Here is a 17,291-nt window from a genome sequence, read left to right as displayed (position 1 = left end):
GGTCCGAAGGACCTGACCCGGAATCTCGAGATTCCGGGTTCGATGCTTCGCATCGCCCCGGAATGACCAATTGAGGCTAGAGATGCAAATTGAAGTAACGCCGGAAGAGCTTAGGTACATCGTTCGGTGCGGCGCAGCGCTATCGCAGAATGTCCCCGAGAAATCTCTCCCGACGTATTGCGGTTTCGACAAGCAGCAGATTGTCGATTTTTCAGCTCGAATGAGAGATGAGCTGGATAAAGCTGGCCTGGATTTATAGTCGCAGAGAAGGGACTGCCTATTGAGTGGCCGGAAATCTATTCCGCCGGTAGGATCGTCCCCTCGACTTCGCCAAAACCGACGCGATAGCCGTTGCCCTGGCACCAGCCGCGCATCACGAGCGAGTCGCCATCTTCCAGGAACGATCGCTTCACGCCGTCGGCCAGCTCGACCGGCTCGGTGCCGTTCCAGCTTATCTCCAACAGGCTGCCGCGCTGGTCCTTCTCGGGACCGGAGATGGTGCCGGAGCCTAAGAGATCGCCGACATTCATGGCACAGCCTGAAGACGCATGGTGCACGAGCTGCTGCACCGACGACCAGTACATGTATTTGAAATTGGTGCGGCTGATATTTTTCGGCGCGTTCATCGGCGCGGCGCGCAAGTCCACCTCCAGCGCCATGTCGTAATTGTTCGGCTGCGTCTGCTGCAAGTACGGCAGCGGCTTCGGATCCTGCACAGGACCGTGCAATCGAAATGGCTCCAGCGCCTCGCGCGTCACCACCCACGGGCTGATCGAGGTCGCGAACACCTTGGCCTGGAACGGCCCGAGCGGCACGTATTCCCACTGCTGGATGTCGCGAGCGCTCCAGTCGTTGAGGATGACGAAGCCGAAGATCATCTCTTCGGCCTGCTTCTCGGTGAGCATTTCGCCCATCACCGATGGCTGGCCGACCACCACGCCCATTTCCAACTCGAAATCGAGCCGCTTGCAGGGGCCGAAACTCGGCATGTCGGCCGTCGGCGGCTTCAATTGGCCGCGCGGCCGGCGTACCGGCGTGCCGCTGACGACAACCGTGGAGGCGCGGCCGTTATAGCCGATCGGCATGTGCAGCCAGTTCGGCTGCAGCGCATTGTCCTTGCCGCGGAACATCACGCCGACATTGGTGGCGTGCTCCTTGACGAATAGAAATCGGTGTAGCCGGAGACCGCGAACGGCAGATGCAGCTTCACGTCCGCCATCGGCACCAGCGCGCGTTGCGCAAGGCTTCGTTGTCGCGGAGTTCGGGATGATCGTGCCGCAAAAGCTCACTGATCCGCGCCCGCGTGCTCGACCAGACCTTCGGCCCCAGCGCCATGAACGCATTAAGCTGCGGCGCGGCGAATACCGCCGGCTCGACCAGATCAAAGCGGCAGTCCTGCGCGAGCTGCCAGAGATCGAGCACGTAATCGCCGATCGCGACGCCGACGCGCGGGGCGAGCCCGTCCTTGGCGGAGAACACGCCATAGGGGAGATTCTGAATCGGGAAATGGGAAGTGGGCGCGACGTCGATGAAGGAGCGGAGTTTGGGATCGTTGGGGTGGGGCATGGCTTTCCCGAATATCGCTAAGGCTGGTTCTTTCACCCTCCCTGGAGGGGGAGGGTCGACGCTCATGAAATGAGCGGCGGGGTGGGGTGACGGTCTCTCCATATCCGACGGTGCCCGAGTGGAGAGATCACCCCACCCCGCTACGCACTCCGCTTCGCTGCATGCGTAGCGACCCTCCCCCTCCAGGGGAGGGTAAGATCACGGCTTGTTCGGATCGAACCGCTTCTCAAGTCCCTTCCAGCAATCGGCGTAGTCGTCCTGCAGCGTCGCCGACGTCGCCGCGTGCTGGGTCACCCGCTGCGGAAAGCGCGTCTCGAACATGAAGGCCATGGTGCCGGTCAGCTTCACCGGCTTCAACTCGCTGTTGCTGGCGTGATCGAAGGCCTCGCGGTCCGGGCCGTGCGGCAGCATCATATTGTGCAGCGAGATGCCGCCCGGAACAAAACCCTGCGGCTTGGCGTCGTAGACGCCGTAGATCAGCCCCATGAACTCACTCATGATGTTCATGTGATACCAGGGCGGCCGGAAAGTGTTTTCGGCGACCGCCCAGCGCTCCGGGAAAATCACGAAGTCGATATTCGCGGTACCCGCCGTTTCGGACGGCGAGGTCAGCACCGTGAAGATCGAGGGATCGGGATGGTCGAAGCCGATGGCGCCGACCGGCGAGAAGGTGCGCAGATCGTATTTGTAGGGCGCGTAATTGCCGTGCCACGCCACAACGTCGGTCGGCGAATGCGGCAGCGTCGTCTTGAACAGCGAGCCGCCCCATTTCACGTACAGTTCCGTCGGCGTGTCCTTGTCCTCATAGCTGGCCACCGGCGTCAGGAAGTCGCGCGAGTTGGCGAGGCAGTTGGCGCCGATCGGCCCGCGCTCCGGCAGCGTGAAGGCGCCGCCGTAATTCTCGCAGATATAGCCGCGCGCGGGTCCATTCGGAATCTCCACCCGGAATTTCACGCCGCGCGGGATCACCGCAATCTCGCCCGGCTCGATATCGATGCGGCCGAATTCAGTAACGAGGCGCAGGTTGCCCTGCTGGGCGACGAACATCATCTCGCCATCGGCATTGTAGAAGTGCTGATCGACCATTGACTTCGTGATGAGATAGACGTGCGCGGCCATGCCTCCTTGCGTATTGGCGTCGCCCGCCGTCGTCATGGTCTGAACGCCCTGCAGGAACGTCTTGTCTTCCTTTGGGATCGGCGCCGGATCCCAGCGCAGTTGCGAGATCGGCAAGTCATATTCGTGGCACGGCGCGGTGCGCCACAGCCCGGCATCAACTTTCGCAAAGCGGCCCGAATGCTTCACCGACGGGCGGATGCGATAGAGCCAGGAGCGCTCATTGCTGCCGCGTGGCGCGGTGAACGGCGAGCCTGAGAGCTGTTCGGCGTAGAGCCCATAGGCGCAGCGCTGCGGCGAATTGCGGCCCATCGGCAGCGCGCCGGGCAAGGCTTCCGTTTCAAAACTGTTGCCGAAACCGGACATATAGCCCGGCGTCAGTTGTGCGCTGCTGCGAGCGATCTGATCAGGCGAGGCATTGATATTCATGGTCTATCCTCCTCCTTGCAGGGCGGCCCACATTTCCTGGTCGCGCTTGTCGGTCCAGATCACGGGATCGTCTATTCCCGAAGCCTCGTCGAACGCGCGCGAGACGTTGAACGGCAGGCAGTGCTCGTAAATGGCGAAGTTGGAAAATTTTGGATCCATCACCTCGCGCGTCGCGGCAAATGTCTCTTTCAGCGTGCGGCCCTTGGCAACCGAGCTTTCCGCGGCGCCATAGAGCGTCGTGACGAAGTCGCGCGTCATCGCGATCGCGTCGCGCCCGGTCGAAAGTCCCTTCAGTGCGTTGCCGCGGCCCGGCGCGATCGCCTTCGGATTGAAGGCGCGGATTTCATTCAGCGTCATCGGCCATTCGCGCAAATGCGCATCGCCGCAATAGCAGGCCGAGTGATATTCGATGAGATCGCCGGAGAACATCACTTCGGCATCCGGCACCCAGGCCACGATGTCGCCGGACGTATGGCCGGCGCCGAGTTGCATCAGCCGCACCTCGCGCTTGCCGAGATAGATCGACATCTCACCTTCAAACGTCAGCGTCGGCCAGGTCAGGCCGGGAATACTCTCTGCATCCTGGAACAGGCGCGGGAAACGGCCATATTCGGAATCCCAATCCTGCTGGCCGCGCTCCTCGATCAACCGGTAGGTTTCGGCCGACGACACGATGCCCTGCGCCTTGTAGGCGGACGCGCCGAGCACGCGCACGGCGTGGTAATGCGACAGCACGACATATTTGATCGGCTTGTCGGTGACGGTGCGCACGCGCTCGATCACCTTGTTCGCCATCGCCGGTGTCGCCTGCGCGTCGAACACCAGGCAGCCATCGTCGCCAACGATGATCGCGGAGTTCGGATCGCCCTCGGCGGTGAACGCGTAGAGATCAGTGCCGATTTCGGAGAAGGTGATCTTCTTTTCCGCGAGATCGGTGGTGGACGCGAAACCTTTAGCCATCAATTCGATTCCTGACTTCGTTTAAGACGTGAATTATTGTTGCTGTTGCTGTTGCTGGTGGCTCGCATCGAGCATCCGCCGAGCGGCGAGCGCAATCGCCTCCTTCAGCACATCGAGATCGCCGATGTGATTGGCGAGGATGAGAACCAGCGCCGCATCGAGATCGGCGCTTTGCTCGTCGTTCAGTCCACGATGTGCCTCGACGATGGCGCGAAATGCGTCATCAGGCTTGGCAAAGTTCGAACTGGTCGATAGCGCCATGACGAAACCTCAGTTGTGGCCGGCGGCACGCGCGAGCGCGGCGTCGAGTGCCGCCCGGGTCGGATGCCGAAAGCGCGCCGCGACGTAGCCATCGGGACGCAGCAGATAGGCCGTGCCGGGCTCGGCGTTGTAGCGACTGGCGGCAAGACCTCCAGAATCGGCAAGGCCACCCTTGCCGCCGACCCGGATAGTGCCCAATCGTTCCGGCAACTCCGGCGCAGCACCATTGCTAAACTCCAGCAGCGTGAACCCCGTTCCCGCCCCGATGAAAGCATCGGTGAGATACATCGGTTCGCCGCTCCGGCCTGCAACGGGCGCATCCGGCATCGAGGCGCCGGGACGCGGGCCGCCGCGCCAGGAATCGCTATCGGCGGTCGAAAGCGGCGTTTCGTAGGTCGAGGGTGTCGAGAGACGCCCCGCATTCACCATACGCTTGCCGAACTCGGTTTCCCTGGCGAGCGATAGCACCGCCTTGCGCAGCCGCGCCTCCTGGTGCGAGTTGGGCGCCATGAAATCGGTCGAGCGAGTGGATTCGCGGATGTTCTCGTCGGCCGCGGCGCTGCGCTCGATGTGGTAGCTATCGAGCAGCGCCTCGGGCGAGATATCCCGCAGCACGCGATCGAGTTTCCATGCCAGATTCTCGGCGTCCTCGAGCCCGGAATTGGCGCCGCGGGCGCCGAACGGCGAGACCTGATGGGCCGCATCGCCGGCAAAGATCACACGGCCATGGATGAACTTGTTCATGCGCCGGCACTGGAATTTGTACAGCGAGATCCATTCGAAATCGAATTTGTCGTGACCGAGCATGCGGGCGATGCGTGGCCGCACGTTCTCCGGCAGCTTTTCAACGGCCGGATCGGCATCCCGGCTGAGCTGCAGGTCGATCCGCCAGATATCATCGGGCTGCTTGTGCAGGAGCGCGGAGCGCCCAGCGTGGAACGGCGGATCGAACCAGAACCAGCGCTCGGTTGGAAATGCCGCGGTCATCTTGACGTCGGCGATCAGGAACTGGTCTTCGAACACCTGGCCCGCGAACTCCGCCCCCACCATTTGCCGCAGCGAGGATCGGGCACCGTCGCAGGCGACCACGTATTGCGCCGCCAGCCGATAGGGGCCGTCCGGCGTCTGGATCGTCAGCACCACATGGTCGTTGTGCGGCTCGAGCCCTGTCACCTTGTTGCGCCAGCGCAGGTCGATCTCGGGGAGTTCCTCAACACGATCGACCAGATAGGCTTCCGCGTAGAATTGCTGCAGGTTGATGAAGGCCGGCCGCTTGTGACCCTCCTCGGGCAGCAAATTGAATTGATAGAGCTGGGAGTCGCCGTGAAAGATCCTGCCGACGCTCCACACCACGCCCTTGTCGACCATGCGCTGGCCGATGCCGAGCCGGTCCCAGAATTCGAGCGAGCGTTTGGAGAAGCAGATCGCCCGCGAGCCCTCGCCGATCCGGTCAGCGTCGTCGAGCAGCACGACCGCTTGCCCGCGCTGCGCCAGATCGATCGCCAGCGACAGCCCCACTGGACCTGCGCCCACAACGACGATCGGGTGCTCGGCCACGTTCGCACCCGCCCGATCCTGGTCGGAGTGGCGACGGTAGCCGAATTGGGTCTTAGTCAGCGCCATGCGGGTCAACCCGTGACTAGAGATCTTGTTTTGACGCGTTTTCTTGACGCGAACCGGTATCCACTTCGCTCGAAAACGCTGGCTAGCGGCCTGCAACCCTGCTAATTAGTCTCACATGCAACTATCTTAAACCCCCGGCCGGGTCCGGCGTCAACTCAAATCGAGGCGATTCTTGCCAAAAGCGATGTCAGGCGAAATGGCGGCCGGTCCGCGGGAAGAGAGCGCGCCGAAAAGGGCCGCGCGACTGGACCTCTTCAAGTTTGTGCCGTTCCGGCTCAACCGGCTGGCGGCGGAAGTCAGTTCCGCACTGTCGGCCGAGTATGCGGCGCGCTATGGGCTCGATATTCCGGAATGGCGCGTGCTGGCGACGCTCGGCTTCCGCCACGATGCCTGCAGCGCGCAATACATCGCCCACTGCACCCGCACCCACAAATCCACCATCAGCCGCGCGGTCACCTCGCTGATGAAGCGGCAGATCGTCGAGCGCGTCGAGAACGAGGACGACCGCCGCGAATTCCGCCTGCGTCTGACGCACAAGGGCGAAGCGCTTTACGAGGAATTGATCCCACGGCTGCTGCGCAGGGAACAGGAGATTCTCTCCTGTCTTTCCGCGCAGGAGCGCAAGGATTTCGCGCGGCTGCTGGGGAAGATCGAGGCGAGCCTCGACCTGGTACAGACCAGCGAAGAGGCTGACGCGAAGGAAGCGTATTGAAACCGCCCTCTCCACGTCATTGCGAGCGAAGCGAAGCAATCCATCATGCCGCAAGTGGAGAAATGGATTGCTTCGTCGCTGCGCTCCTCGCAATGACGGGGAGATATCTGCCGCTCACTTCACGGCCGTCACTACGATTTCCACGATATGAGGCGGCTCAAGATCGACGCCGATGCAGGCGCGCATTGGCGGATTTTTGGTATCGACCCATTCGTCCCAGGCGCGATTCATCTCGCCCTTCCGCTTGATATCGGTGATGTAGACGATAGCCGAGAGAATCTTGCTCTTGTCCGTGCCGCACAGCGCGAGGCTTTCGTCGATCCGGGCGAGCGCCTTTACGCTCTGCTCGTACATCGACGGGGTAACGGGGTCGGGCGCGACAGCCACCGTGAACACCAGATCGTCGTGCGCGACGGCGCGGCTGCGGGTTGGTGTAAGCCCGGCAAAGCGTTGAATCATGATTATCTCCGATTAGCGGCCAATATGTTTCGCGATGACCGGGAAATAATTATCGCCCGATCCGGCATCGATCGCCTCCTGCAACACCGTACCGACCAGCTCCGCACCACGGATTTTCAATCCCGCATCGGCCGCGAGCTCCAGCGCATAGGAAAGATCCTTCAGGGCATATTCGGTCGAGAACGCGCGCTCCGGAAAATTGCCCGGCACGATCGCCTTCATGCCGTGATTGCGTAGCGCAAAACTGTCGGCCGAGCCCTTGGAAAGCGTATCGAGCAGCAGCTTCGGGTCGACGCCATTCTGCTTCGCGACAGCGACCGCCTCGGCGAGCGCGTTGACGGTTTCGAACAGTACCATGTTGTTGAGGATCTTCGTCACCTGCCCCGAGCCGACGTCGCCGCAATGGGTGACGTCAGTGGCAAAGCAACGAATCAGTGGCTCGATATCGGCATAAAGCGCGGGCGTCGCGCCAACCATCACGCTCAGCGTGCCGTCCTGCGCCGCCTGGCGCGTGCGCGCGATCGGTGCGTCGGCCCAGGACGCATCCTTGGCCTGCAGCAGCTTGGCAAACTCACGGGTCTGGCTAACCGACGACGTACCGAGATCGACGACGATTTGGCCGCTGCGGATGTTCTTCAGGATGCCGTCGCCCTCGAACACCGCACGCACATGCTTGGCGCTGGGCAGGCAGAGGAACAGCAAATCGCTTTGCCTGACGATGTCGGCGACGGAGCCTGCGGCCTCCCCGCCTTCGGCCTGCAGCCGCGCCAACCGATCGGCCGCAAGATCGAACGCGATCACGCGCTTACCGCTCTTCTTCACGAGATTGCGGCAGATCGGCTCGCCCATCACGCCGAGGCCGATGAAGCCGATCGTGTTGTACGCTGGCATCGTGACCGTCCGCTATTTCGCGAAAGAGCGCGACGGCGCCAGGTGCAGCGCGAACGCGTCGACCTTGTCGCTGGCGCGCGGGTAGATCTCGCTCACGATCGGATCGTGGCCGGGAATGAAACGGTCGGGATGGCCGGCCAGGCGCTCGACGATTTCCCAGCCCTGCGCCATGTCGCCGACATTGTAGACGATCGGAAACGGGCTGCGCTTGCGCAAATTGGCGTAGTAGTGCGAAGCGTCCGACGCCAGCACCACCGGCCCCCGCGCAGTTTCGACGCGCACGACCTGCAGGCCATCGGAATGGCCGCCGACGCGATGCACCGTCACGCCGGGGGCGATCTCGCCGTCGCCGGAATGGAAAGTGACGCGCTCGCCATAGACGTGGCGCACCATCGTGGTGACGTGCTCGACCGAAAACGGATGCCGCAACATGCCGTTGCACATGCAGCGCCCGGTCGCGTAGCTCATCTCGCGGTCCTGCAGATGAAACCGCGCGTTCGGGAAGCGATCGAGATTGCCGGCGTGATCGTAGTGCAGATGGGTGACGATCACGTCGCGAATCGTATCGGCGGCAACGCCGAAATCGGCCAGTGCGTCGACCGGATTGAGCGTGAGCTTGCGCGAACGCGCCTTCGCCTCCTCGGCGTTGAAGCCGGTGTCGACCAGGATGTCGCGGCCGCCCCCTCTAATCAGCCAGACGAAGTAGTCCAGATCCTGCGCCGTGGTTTCGTGCGGATCGGGGATCAGAAAATTCAAATGGGGGGTGCGCGGTGACATCGTCGCATAGCGCAGGGCGTAGATCTCGTAGGCGTTTCCCATCGGCGTTGCTTTTCTTTTGTGCTGAATTTGGCCTGTGCCGGCAGCAAGCCATTGTCACCTACAAAGGTCAAACGCGGTGCGCGAATGACGACCGCGTGGCATTGCAGAGCATTATGTGAGAGGGGTCACATTTCCATGGTGGTCGTCACCCGCAGGTGACCCGCTCCAGAGCAGCAGCGATGGACTCGATAGGCGGCGGGATTCGCCAAAGGCGAGACCCGGTGGCAGGGTATGACCGTCGCATTCGGACGCAGCCGGGCACGGACGAAGGGATGGTCGAGCAGATCGGGAACCGGTTGCACAGACCAAGTCACGCCTAAGGTGTTGCCGCCCGTCAACACTGTTTATTGTCGCAATTAGTGACGAGATCGCAAGCGGTTGACGGGCTGTGCGCGCGGTTTGATAATGCGGAGTGCGTAGAGTAAGGTCGCCGCGGCGCAAGCTGGTAACGGCGCCATTTTGGCTGGATTGCCGTCAATATGAAAACCCCCTTGTATTGCTCCTTTCCCTGATTTTTGCGGTCGCGTCGGTAGCCCCGTCGCTCGCAGCCGGCGAACGGTATGCGCTGGTGATCGGCAATGCGAAATATCCGGACGCCGAGGCGCCCCTGAAGGAACCGATCAATGATGCGCGCGACATCGCCGAAGAGCTCAAGCGCGACGGCTTCAATGTCGATATCGGCGAGAACCTGACCGGCGAGCAGATGCGCCGCGCCTTCGAGCGGCTGTACGGCAAAATCAAGCCCGGCTCAGTCGCGCTGCTATTCTTTTCGGGCTTTGGCGTGCAGTCGAGCCGCCAGAGCTACATGATCCCCGTCGATGCGCAGATCTGGACCGAGGCCGATGTTCGCCGCGACGGCTTCAGCCTCGAAACCGTGCTGGGGGGAGATCAACAGCCGCGGCGCGGGCGTCAAGATCGCGCTGATCGACGCCAGCAGGCGCAATCCGTTCGAGCGCCGGTTCCGCAGCTTTTCCGCTGGCCTTGCGCCGGTTATCGCGCCGAACGGCACGCTGGTGATGTATTCGGCCGCGCTCTCGTCGGTCGTTTCCGACAACGGCAGCGACCGCAGCCTGTTTGTGAAAGAGCTGCTGAAGGAAATCCGCACCCCCGATTTGATGGCGGAGGAAACGCTGAACCGCACCCGCGTCGGCGTCACCCGCGCCTCGCGCCAGGAGCAGGTGCCGTGGATCTCGTCGTCGTTGGCCGAGGATTTCTCCTTTATTCCCAGCGGCGGTCCGCGGCCGGCGAGCCCGCCGCCAGCTCCGGTGGCCGCAGCGCCAACGACTCCCACGCCTGCACCCGCTCCTCCCCCTGCTCCCGCACCTGCCGCGCCCCAGGTGGCCGCGCCTACACCGCCACCGCCTCCTCCGGCGCCGCCGAAGCCGGCTGAAGCCGCGATTCCTCCGCCTCCGCCACCCGCCAAGCCAACCGAGAGCCCCAGCCCGACGGCGGTTGCGCTGGCCGACGACCCGACCATCAAGAACCTGACCACCAGGCTCAACGACAATCCGGACGATGCCGCCGCGCTGTACCGGCGCGGACAGGTCTATGCGAGCAAGGGCGCCTATGAGCTCGCCATCAAGGACTTCAACAATTCGCTACGGCTGAATCCGAAGGATGTGGAAGCTTACAACAACCGCTGCTGGGCCCGCACGGTGATCGGGGACCTGCAGGCAGCACTGAAGGATTGCAACGAGGCGTTGCGGCTACGGCCGAATTTCGTCGACGCGCTCGACAGCCGCGGCCTCGTTAACCTGAAAAGCGGCCAGAACAAGAATGCAATTGCTGATTTCGACGCCGCGCTCAAGATCAACCCGAGATTGACGTCGTCGCTGTACGGCCGCGGTCTTGCCAAGAAGCGCAACGGCTCGATTTCGGAAGGCGATCTCGATATTAACAATGCGAAGGCGATGGACCCCAATATCGTCAAGGAATTCGCCGATTACGGGGTGCAGTGACGATTTTTTAGGTATGAAGGCTGGCGGCGCCTCGAACCCTGCGGCGGGCGCCCAGACTAAAGTAAAGCAGCCGGCCGCAAACCAAGGTGCGGCAGCTCATTTGGATGACCTTAGAACCGCGTGGGAAGCCCGCAGGAGGGGACTGGCAATGGCAAATTTCTCAGCAACGAAGACGCTTACCGCAATCGTCTCGGTGGCGGCGCTCGGCGCCGCAATCGGCTTAAGTGCGGGAACTGCCCTCGCGCAGGAGAGGAACGTCACCGAAGATCAGATCGTCCGCGCGCTGGCGCCGGAGAAGAAGCCGCTCACCCGCGGCCTTTCGGTCGGCCCGCACCAAGCCGTCGATCCGACCGCGGCCTCTGCCGAAAGCAAATTCGTCCAGAAGATCCGCGGCCGCTCCACGCGGTCGCTCTCGACCGCCGAGCGCGAGGAAATCGCCGCCATCGTCAAGGACAAGCCGAAGATCGATCTGGAGATCAATTTCGACTACAACTCGGCCGACATCAGCGCGAAGTCGCTGCCGTCGGTTCAGGGCGCTCGGCCGCGCGCTCACCAACAATGATCTGAGGGGCTCGACCTTCGTGGTCGCGGGCCACACCGACGCGGCCGGCGGCGAAGCCTACAACCAGGATCTGTCCGAGCGCCGCGCCGACGCGATCAAGCGCTATCTCGTCGACAAATACGGCATCAACGGCACCGACCTCGTCACCGTCGGATACGGCAAGAGCAAGCTCAAGGATCCGAGCCAGCCGATGGCGGAAGTGAACCGCCGCGTTCAGGTCGTCAACATGGAAAACAAGGCCACGGCGGCGAACGCAGCCAAATAAGGACCTGCAAGTAAGGGCGTGGCGCCGAGCAATAGTTTGCGGCTACAATACGTCCCGCAGCACCCGTGCGGGACGTATTCGTTTTGGGCTCCATGGCAGGCCTTCGGCCGACCAAATGAGCTCTGCCTTGATTTGACTTTGAGTCTGGATTGATCCGGCGATGAAATTCTCCGAATACCTTAAACCTGCGCTCGGAGTGGCCTTCGTTGCCGCTCTCGCCGCCGGCTATTACTGGTTCGAGCACCGTCCGCGCGCGGAAGAAAAGGAAACGCCGGGCCAGGCGTTGGTGATCGTGACCAAATCCACCAATGCCTGTTTCTCCGACATGGTGCGCGTCACCGGTTTTATCGTGCCGCGGCGCGAGGCCCAGATCGGCGTCGATCAGGAGGGCTCCAGGGTCACTGATCTGTTCGTCAAGGAAGGCGATACGGTTACCGAAAATCAGGAGATGGCGCGCCTCACCCCGCCGCCACAACAGCCGGGAGCCCCGGGAGGCCGGTCTGGACCGATTTCGCTTCGCGCCCCCGCTGCCGGTCTCGTCACCGAAGTCAGGACTGCAGTCGGCGCGCCGGCTTCGCCGCAGGCCGGCCCGATGTTCCGTGTCTCCGTGAACAATGAAATCGAGCTCGAAGCCGAAGTGCCGAGCGTTCATCTGCTCAAGCTCAATCCGGGTGCGACGGTACGCATCAGCCGTGACGATGCGCCCGATGTCGTCGGCAAGGTCCGGCAGATCTCGCCGCAGATCGACCGCACCACCCAACTCGGCAAGGTCCGGATTTCGCTGAACAACAATCCCTCGCTCAAGGTCGGCATGTTTGCCCGCGCCAATATCGATGCCAAGCGCTCCTGCGGCGTAGCCGTCCCGCGCACCGCCATCGACCGCCTGACCCTGCAGGTCGTGAAGGGCAACACCATCGAGACGCGAAAGGTGCGGGTCGGCCTGACCTCCGAAACCTCAACCGAAATTCTTGAAGGCCTCGACGTCGGCGAAACCGTCGTGGCCGATGCTGGCACCTCGCTGCATGACGGCGACCAGGTCAAGACCATGTTCGCCGACGAACTCGAGCGCACGCGGGCACGCTAATGGCTTTGAACATCTCGGCTTGGTCGATCCGGAACCCGCTTCCTTCGATCGTCTTTTCAATCATTCTCCTGGTGCTCGGCTGGGTCAGCTTCACCAAGCTCGCGGTGACGCGGCTGCCGAGCGCCGACATCCCCGTGATTTCGGTCGCTGTCGCGCAATTCGGCGCTGCTCCCGCCGAACTGGAAGCGCAGGTCACCAAGACCATCGAGGACGGCGTATCCGGCGTGGAAGGCGTGCGGCATATTTCGTCCTCGATTACCGACGGCCTGTCGGTGACGACGATCCAGTTCGCGCTCGAAACCAACACCGATCGCGCGCTGAACGACGTCAAGGATGCCGTCACCCGTGTACGCGCCAACCTGCCGCAGAACGTCAACGAGCCGCTGATCCAGCGCGTCGACGTGATCGGCCTGCCGATCGTCACCTATGCCGCGATCTCGCCCGGCAAGACGCCGGAGCAGCTTTCCTATTTCGTCGACGACGTCGTCAAGCGCGCGCTGCAGGGCGTCCGCGGCGTTGCGCAGGTCGAGCGCATCGGCGGTGTCGAGCGCGAAATTCTCGTTTCGCTCGATCCCGACCGGCTGCAGGCGGCGGGGCTCACCGCCGTTAATGTCAGCCAGATCCTTCGCGGCACCAATGTCGACCTCGCCGGCGGCCGAGCCGAAATCGGCAAGAACGACCAAGCGATCCGCACGCTGGCAGGCGCCAAGACGCTAAACGATCTCGCCGGCACGATGATCCCGCTGTTCGGCGGCGGCGAAGTCCGGCTCGACGACCTCGGCACCGTCACCGACACCATTGCCGATCGCCGGACCTTTGCCCGCTTCAACGGCGAACCGGTGGTGGCGCTCGGCATCAAGCGCTCCAAGGGCGCCAGCGACGTGGTGGTGGCCGAGGCCGTGCAGAAGCGCATCGACGCGCTGAAGGTCGCCTATCCCGACGTCGACCTGAAGCTGATCGACACCTCGGTCAACTTTACCAAGGGCAATTACGATGCGGCGATCTCGACCTTGTTCGAAGGCGCGATCCTCGCTGTCATCGTCGTGCTGCTGTTCCTGCGCGATATCAGAGCCACCATTATCGCCGCGATCTCACTGCCGCTGTCGATCTTCCCGGCGTTCTGGGCGATGGACCTGCTTGGCTTCTCGCTGAACCTCGTCTCCTTCCTCGCCATTACGCTGTCGACGGGCATTCTGGTCGACGACGCTATCGTCGAAATCGAGAACATCGTACGCCACATGCGCATGGGCAAGTCGCCCTATCGCGCGGCGCTCGAAGCCGCCGACGAAATCGGTCTCGCGGTGATCGCGATTTCGCTGACTATCATTGCGATTTTTGCTCCCGCCAGCTTCATGTCCGGTATCGCGGGACAGTTCTTCAAGCAGTTCGGCATCACCGTGTCGGTGCAGGTGTTCTTCTCGCTCCTGGCGGCGCGCTTCGTGACGCCGGTGCTCGCGGCCTACTTCCTCAAGGATCACCCGCATGAGGACCCGCCCCCCGGGCGCATCCTGCAGACCTACTCCAAACTCGTGACCTGGTCGGTGAAGCACTACTTCATCACGGTGTTGATCGGCTTCGGCGTCTTCGCCGCTTCGATCTGGAGCATCACGCTGCTGCCGCAGGGCTTCCTGCCCGCGCAGGACACCGCGCGCTCACTGCTGGCGATGGAGCTGCCGCCGGGCTCGCAGCTTGCATATACCGAGAAGGTGACGGAAGAAATCGTCGCCCGTCTGCGCAAGCGTCCCGAGGTGAAGAGCATCTTCGTCGATGGCGGTCGCGTACCGCCGGGGACGCAGGAAGTCCGGCGCGCCGCGCTGATCATCAACTACACGCCGAAGGCCGATCGCAACATCACCCAGCGTCAGCTCGAACTCGAGATCGGCCAGGAACTGGAAAACGTTCCTGATATCCGCTTCTGGTTCCTCGACGAAAACGGCCTGCGCGCGATTTCGCTTGTTGTGACCGGCACCGATAGCAACATCGTCAACAACGTCGCCAGCGAGCTGGCGACGCAGATGAAGCGGATCCCGATCATCGCCAACGTGATCTCGGAAACCGCGCTCGACCGCCCCGAGCTTCGCATCCGGCCGCGCGCCGAACTCGCGGCACGTCTTGGCGTCTCCACCGAAAGCCTCTCGCAGACAATCCGCGTGGCCACCATCGGTGACGTCGGCCCGGCGCTTGCAAAATTCGACGCCGGCGACCGTCAGGTGCCGATCCGCGTCCAGCTCGAGGATAGTGCACGCAGCGACCTGCAGATGCTGCAGCAACTGCGGGTGCCGCTCGGTCAGCGCGGCGAACGCGGCGGCGTTCCGCTATCGGTCGTCGCCGACATCCAGCTCGACCAGGGCCCGACCAGCATCAACCGTTACGACCGCGAACGGCAGGCAACCGTCGCCGCCGACCTCGTCGGCACTGCAGCCCTCGGCGACGCCACCAAGTTGATCTACGATCTTCCGGTCATGAAGAGCCTGCCGAAGGGCGTGAAGGTCAGCCCATCGGGCGACGCCGAGAGCCTCAACGAATTGTCGGAGGGCTTTGCGACTGCGATCACCGCCGGCCTGATGATGGTCTATGCGGTGCTGGTGCTGTTGTTCGGCACTTTCCTGCAACCGATCACCATCCTGTTCTCGCTACCGCTTTCGATCGGCGGCGCGATCGCCGCCCTGCTCTTGACCGGCAAGCAGCTCACCACGCCGGTATGGATCGGCATCCTGATGCTGATGGGCATCGTCACCAAGAATGCCATCATGCTGGTCGAATTCGCGAGTGCGGCGGTCCGCGAGGGCAGGAAGCGCGAAGACGCCATGATCGACGCCGGCATGAAGCGCGCGCGCCCGATCGTGATGACGACGATTGCGATGGCGGCGGGCATGATGCCGTCAGCGCTGGCGTTCGGCGCCGGCGGCGAATTCCGCTCGCCTATGGCGCTCGCGGTGATCGGCGGCCTGATCTTCTCCACCATCCTGTCGCTGGTGTTCGTACCCGCGATGTTCATGGTGATGGACGATTTCGGCGCCCTGTGCTGGCGCCTCGGCAAGAAGCTGATCGTCTCCAGCGCGGAGACGGAAGATGCCGGCCACGGACCGGACCACAAAGAGCCGCCGGCTAAGGGCCCGCCGGCGATGTCGCCTGCGGCGGAGTGAGAGAGGAACTCACGCTTCAAGTGCAACGGACTATCTATCGTTCTTCCAAGCTCTTCGAGATGTGTGCCGGATGTGCAAAATTTCTACCGCGTCTCGCACACGATAGAATATCTTGTAGGGATAACGAGCGACAAATATCACCCGGACATCGGGATCGTCGGTCCGATAACCGCTGTGCGGATGCTCTTTTAGCTGTTCTACCGCGCCACGAATGCTGGCGGCGACATTCCTCGCGCCGTTCACGGATCGCTCTCTCAAATACTCGAAGATTCGTTCTCGGTCAGAGAACGCGGCAGGCGTGTAGCGGACTTTCATCCGCTGTGGCGCTTATCGGTTTCTGAAATCAGCTCATCCGACACGAACTCCCCACGGTCGGCTTCAGCCAATCCCTTCCCGACCGCGGAGCGCTCGTCGTCGGACATCGTATAGATGCCGGTCCTGCGTGCCTCGATTTCACGGGCGTATTCGGCAAGCTCCTCCTGATCCTCCAGGGGCCAGGTCTCAGCATGCTCGATGACTTCTTTGAGTATTCTGTTCATGCGATCATTATACCACGGCGCGCAGCGTCTGACGATGCGAGGAACCCTACTCGTTCCTCGCCACCGCCGTCAGCTTGGTCATGTTCTGCAGCAAAATCCGCCCGCGCTGCAGGTCCAGAATGCCGTCCTTGCGCCAGAGCTGCAGTTGCCGGTTGACGCTTTCGCGGGCGGCGCCGACGAAGACGCCGAGCTGCTCCTGCGAGATGTGCACTTCGGAACCGAAATCGGAAGCGAGCGCACAGAGCCTCCGCGCCAGCCGAACCGGCAGTGGCTGCAGCACGGATTCTTCCATCCGTTCGCTCTGCCAGCGGATGCGCTGGCACAAGAGCGTGATGATCTTGATCGCGACCTTGGGTTCGCGCTCCAGGAAGGCGAGGAAATCCTCGCGGCGCAGCACGAACAGTTCCGATGGCTCGCCGGCAGTAGCGTCCGCGGTGCGGCTCTGGCCGTCGAGCACGGCGACTTCGCCGAAGAGATCGCCGGAGCCCATGAAATTCAACGTCAGGCGGCTGCCGTCGGAGGCGCCGGTTTCGATCCGGATCTGGCCGCGGCGGACGCCGTACAGGGCGTCGCCGGGATCGCCCTTCTGGAACAACATTTCGCCGACGCCGAGCTGCTGGGTGTGGCAAAGGCCGGAGATGCGCTGCAATTCGTCGGCGCCCAAATCCGCAAACATCGGGTTCATTTTCAAAATGACCGCAAATTCGGCCTGTTTAGTCATTGTATCGCCTTCCAGATCGGCTCCACCGCCCCCGAACGCCGTTAGCAGGATTCCCCTGCCCACGAGTGTGTCATAAGTCACATAACTTTGCAGTACCCCCGGATTATTTTTGGCTGCATTGGGCGCTATCCCTTTCCGGGATAAGCTCGCCCGACCGGTTGCGACGGCGTGTCGAGCCCC

14 protein-coding genes and 3 pseudogenes are annotated in these 17,291 nt (G+C 62.6%); 6 read left to right on the top strand and 11 right to left on the bottom strand.

Annotated features, from left to right (window positions below):
• Positions 1 to 82 precede the first annotated feature (82 nt).
• Positions 83 to 259, top strand: coding sequence for a hypothetical protein (locus ACFXS9_RS35755; RefSeq protein WP_392697552.1), 177 nt, complete (start codon positions 83 to 85; stop codon positions 257 to 259).
• Between the two features lie 37 nt (positions 260 to 296).
• Here the strand turns inward: ACFXS9_RS35755 and fahA are convergent.
• From fahA to ACFXS9_RS35730, 5 genes and pseudogenes are all read right to left on the bottom strand, one after another.
• A pseudogene (fahA, locus tag ACFXS9_RS35750) lies at positions 297 to 1,566 on the bottom strand (fumarylacetoacetase).
• A gap of 198 nt (positions 1,567 to 1,764) precedes the next feature.
• The gene (gene hmgA, locus ACFXS9_RS35745; protein WP_392697549.1) at positions 1,765 to 3,111 is read right to left on the bottom strand and encodes a homogentisate 1,2-dioxygenase; all 1,347 of its coding nucleotides are present in this window, start codon (positions 3,109 to 3,111) and stop codon (positions 1,765 to 1,767) included.
• A gap of 3 nt (positions 3,112 to 3,114) precedes the next feature.
• On the bottom strand, positions 3,115 to 4,071 hold the full coding sequence (locus ACFXS9_RS35740) for an MBL fold metallo-hydrolase (protein ID WP_392697546.1): 957 nt from the start codon (positions 4,069 to 4,071) through the stop codon (positions 3,115 to 3,117).
• Positions 4,072 to 4,104: 33 nt separating this feature from the next.
• Entirely contained in the window at positions 4,105 to 4,332 is a 228-nt protein-coding gene (locus ACFXS9_RS35735; protein ID WP_392697543.1) for a DUF2783 domain-containing protein, read from the bottom strand.
• 9 nt (positions 4,333 to 4,341) lie between these two features.
• Complete coding sequence (locus ACFXS9_RS35730) at positions 4,342 to 5,955, bottom strand: FAD-dependent oxidoreductase (protein WP_392697541.1); 1,614 nt, start codon at positions 5,953 to 5,955, stop codon at positions 4,342 to 4,344.
• Positions 5,956 to 6,151: 196 nt separating this feature from the next.
• On the opposite strand from ACFXS9_RS35730, the gene ACFXS9_RS35725 reads away from it, so the two are divergent.
• On the top strand, positions 6,152 to 6,667 hold the full coding sequence (locus ACFXS9_RS35725; protein WP_392697538.1) for a MarR family winged helix-turn-helix transcriptional regulator: 516 nt from the start codon (positions 6,152 to 6,154) through the stop codon (positions 6,665 to 6,667).
• A 114-nt stretch (positions 6,668 to 6,781) separates the two neighbouring features.
• Here ACFXS9_RS35725 and ACFXS9_RS35720 read toward each other — a convergent pair whose 3' ends face one another.
• From ACFXS9_RS35720 to ACFXS9_RS35710, 3 genes are read right to left on the bottom strand one after another with little or no spacing between them, the layout of a single operon-like run.
• Complete coding sequence (locus ACFXS9_RS35720) at positions 6,782 to 7,126, bottom strand: RidA family protein (protein ID WP_213290108.1); 345 nt, start codon at positions 7,124 to 7,126, stop codon at positions 6,782 to 6,784.
• Positions 7,127 to 7,138: 12 nt separating this feature from the next.
• On the bottom strand, positions 7,139 to 8,017 hold the full coding sequence (locus tag ACFXS9_RS35715; protein WP_392697535.1) for an NAD(P)-dependent oxidoreductase: 879 nt from the start codon (positions 8,015 to 8,017) through the stop codon (positions 7,139 to 7,141).
• A 12-nt stretch (positions 8,018 to 8,029) separates the two neighbouring features.
• Positions 8,030 to 8,836, bottom strand: a complete 807-nt coding sequence (locus ACFXS9_RS35710; protein ID WP_392697532.1) for an N-acyl homoserine lactonase family protein — start codon at positions 8,834 to 8,836, stop codon at positions 8,030 to 8,032.
• Positions 8,837 to 9,332: 496 nt separating this feature from the next.
• Between ACFXS9_RS35710 and ACFXS9_RS35705 the strand changes: the two are divergent.
• The 4 genes and pseudogenes from ACFXS9_RS35705 (at position 9,333) to ACFXS9_RS35690 (ending at position 15,851) form a co-directional block, all read left to right on the top strand.
• Positions 9,333 to 10,794, top strand: a pseudogene (locus ACFXS9_RS35705) (caspase family protein).
• Positions 10,795 to 10,942: 148 nt separating this feature from the next.
• Positions 10,943 to 11,621: pseudogene (locus tag ACFXS9_RS35700) on the top strand (OmpA family protein).
• Between the two features lie 160 nt (positions 11,622 to 11,781).
• Complete coding sequence (locus ACFXS9_RS35695; protein WP_392697529.1) at positions 11,782 to 12,705, top strand: efflux RND transporter periplasmic adaptor subunit; 924 nt, start codon at positions 11,782 to 11,784, stop codon at positions 12,703 to 12,705.
• Positions 12,705 to 15,851 (top strand): efflux RND transporter permease subunit, encoded by a 3,147-nt coding sequence (locus ACFXS9_RS35690; protein ID WP_392697526.1) that lies wholly within the window; start codon positions 12,705 to 12,707, stop codon positions 15,849 to 15,851. The genes ACFXS9_RS35695 and ACFXS9_RS35690 overlap by 1 nt, the downstream gene beginning before the upstream one ends.
• Positions 15,852 to 15,881: 30 nt before the next feature.
• Here the strand turns inward: ACFXS9_RS35690 and ACFXS9_RS35685 are convergent, their stop codons facing one another.
• The 3 genes from ACFXS9_RS35685 to ACFXS9_RS35675 are packed head-to-tail and all read right to left on the bottom strand — an operon-like array spanning position 15,882 to position 17,111.
• The gene (locus ACFXS9_RS35685) at positions 15,882 to 16,166 is read right to left on the bottom strand and encodes a type II toxin-antitoxin system RelE/ParE family toxin (RefSeq protein ID WP_392697523.1); all 285 of its coding nucleotides are present in this window, start codon (positions 16,164 to 16,166) and stop codon (positions 15,882 to 15,884) included.
• The gene (locus tag ACFXS9_RS35680) at positions 16,163 to 16,390 is read right to left on the bottom strand and encodes a hypothetical protein (protein WP_392697521.1); all 228 of its coding nucleotides are present in this window, start codon (positions 16,388 to 16,390) and stop codon (positions 16,163 to 16,165) included. Before ACFXS9_RS35680 ends, ACFXS9_RS35685 begins: the two co-directional genes overlap by 4 nt.
• A 46-nt stretch (positions 16,391 to 16,436) precedes the next feature.
• Positions 16,437 to 17,111, bottom strand: a complete 675-nt coding sequence (locus ACFXS9_RS35675) for a Crp/Fnr family transcriptional regulator (RefSeq protein ID WP_057841362.1) — start codon at positions 17,109 to 17,111, stop codon at positions 16,437 to 16,439.
• Positions 17,112 to 17,291 lie beyond the last annotated feature (180 nt).

The sequence above is a fragment of the Bradyrhizobium sp. RDI18 genome (genome assembly GCF_043203335.1).
Classification (GTDB): Bacteria; Pseudomonadota; Alphaproteobacteria; order Rhizobiales; family Xanthobacteraceae; genus Bradyrhizobium; species Bradyrhizobium retamae.
This window is presented reverse-complemented; position numbering and strand designations above follow the sequence as displayed.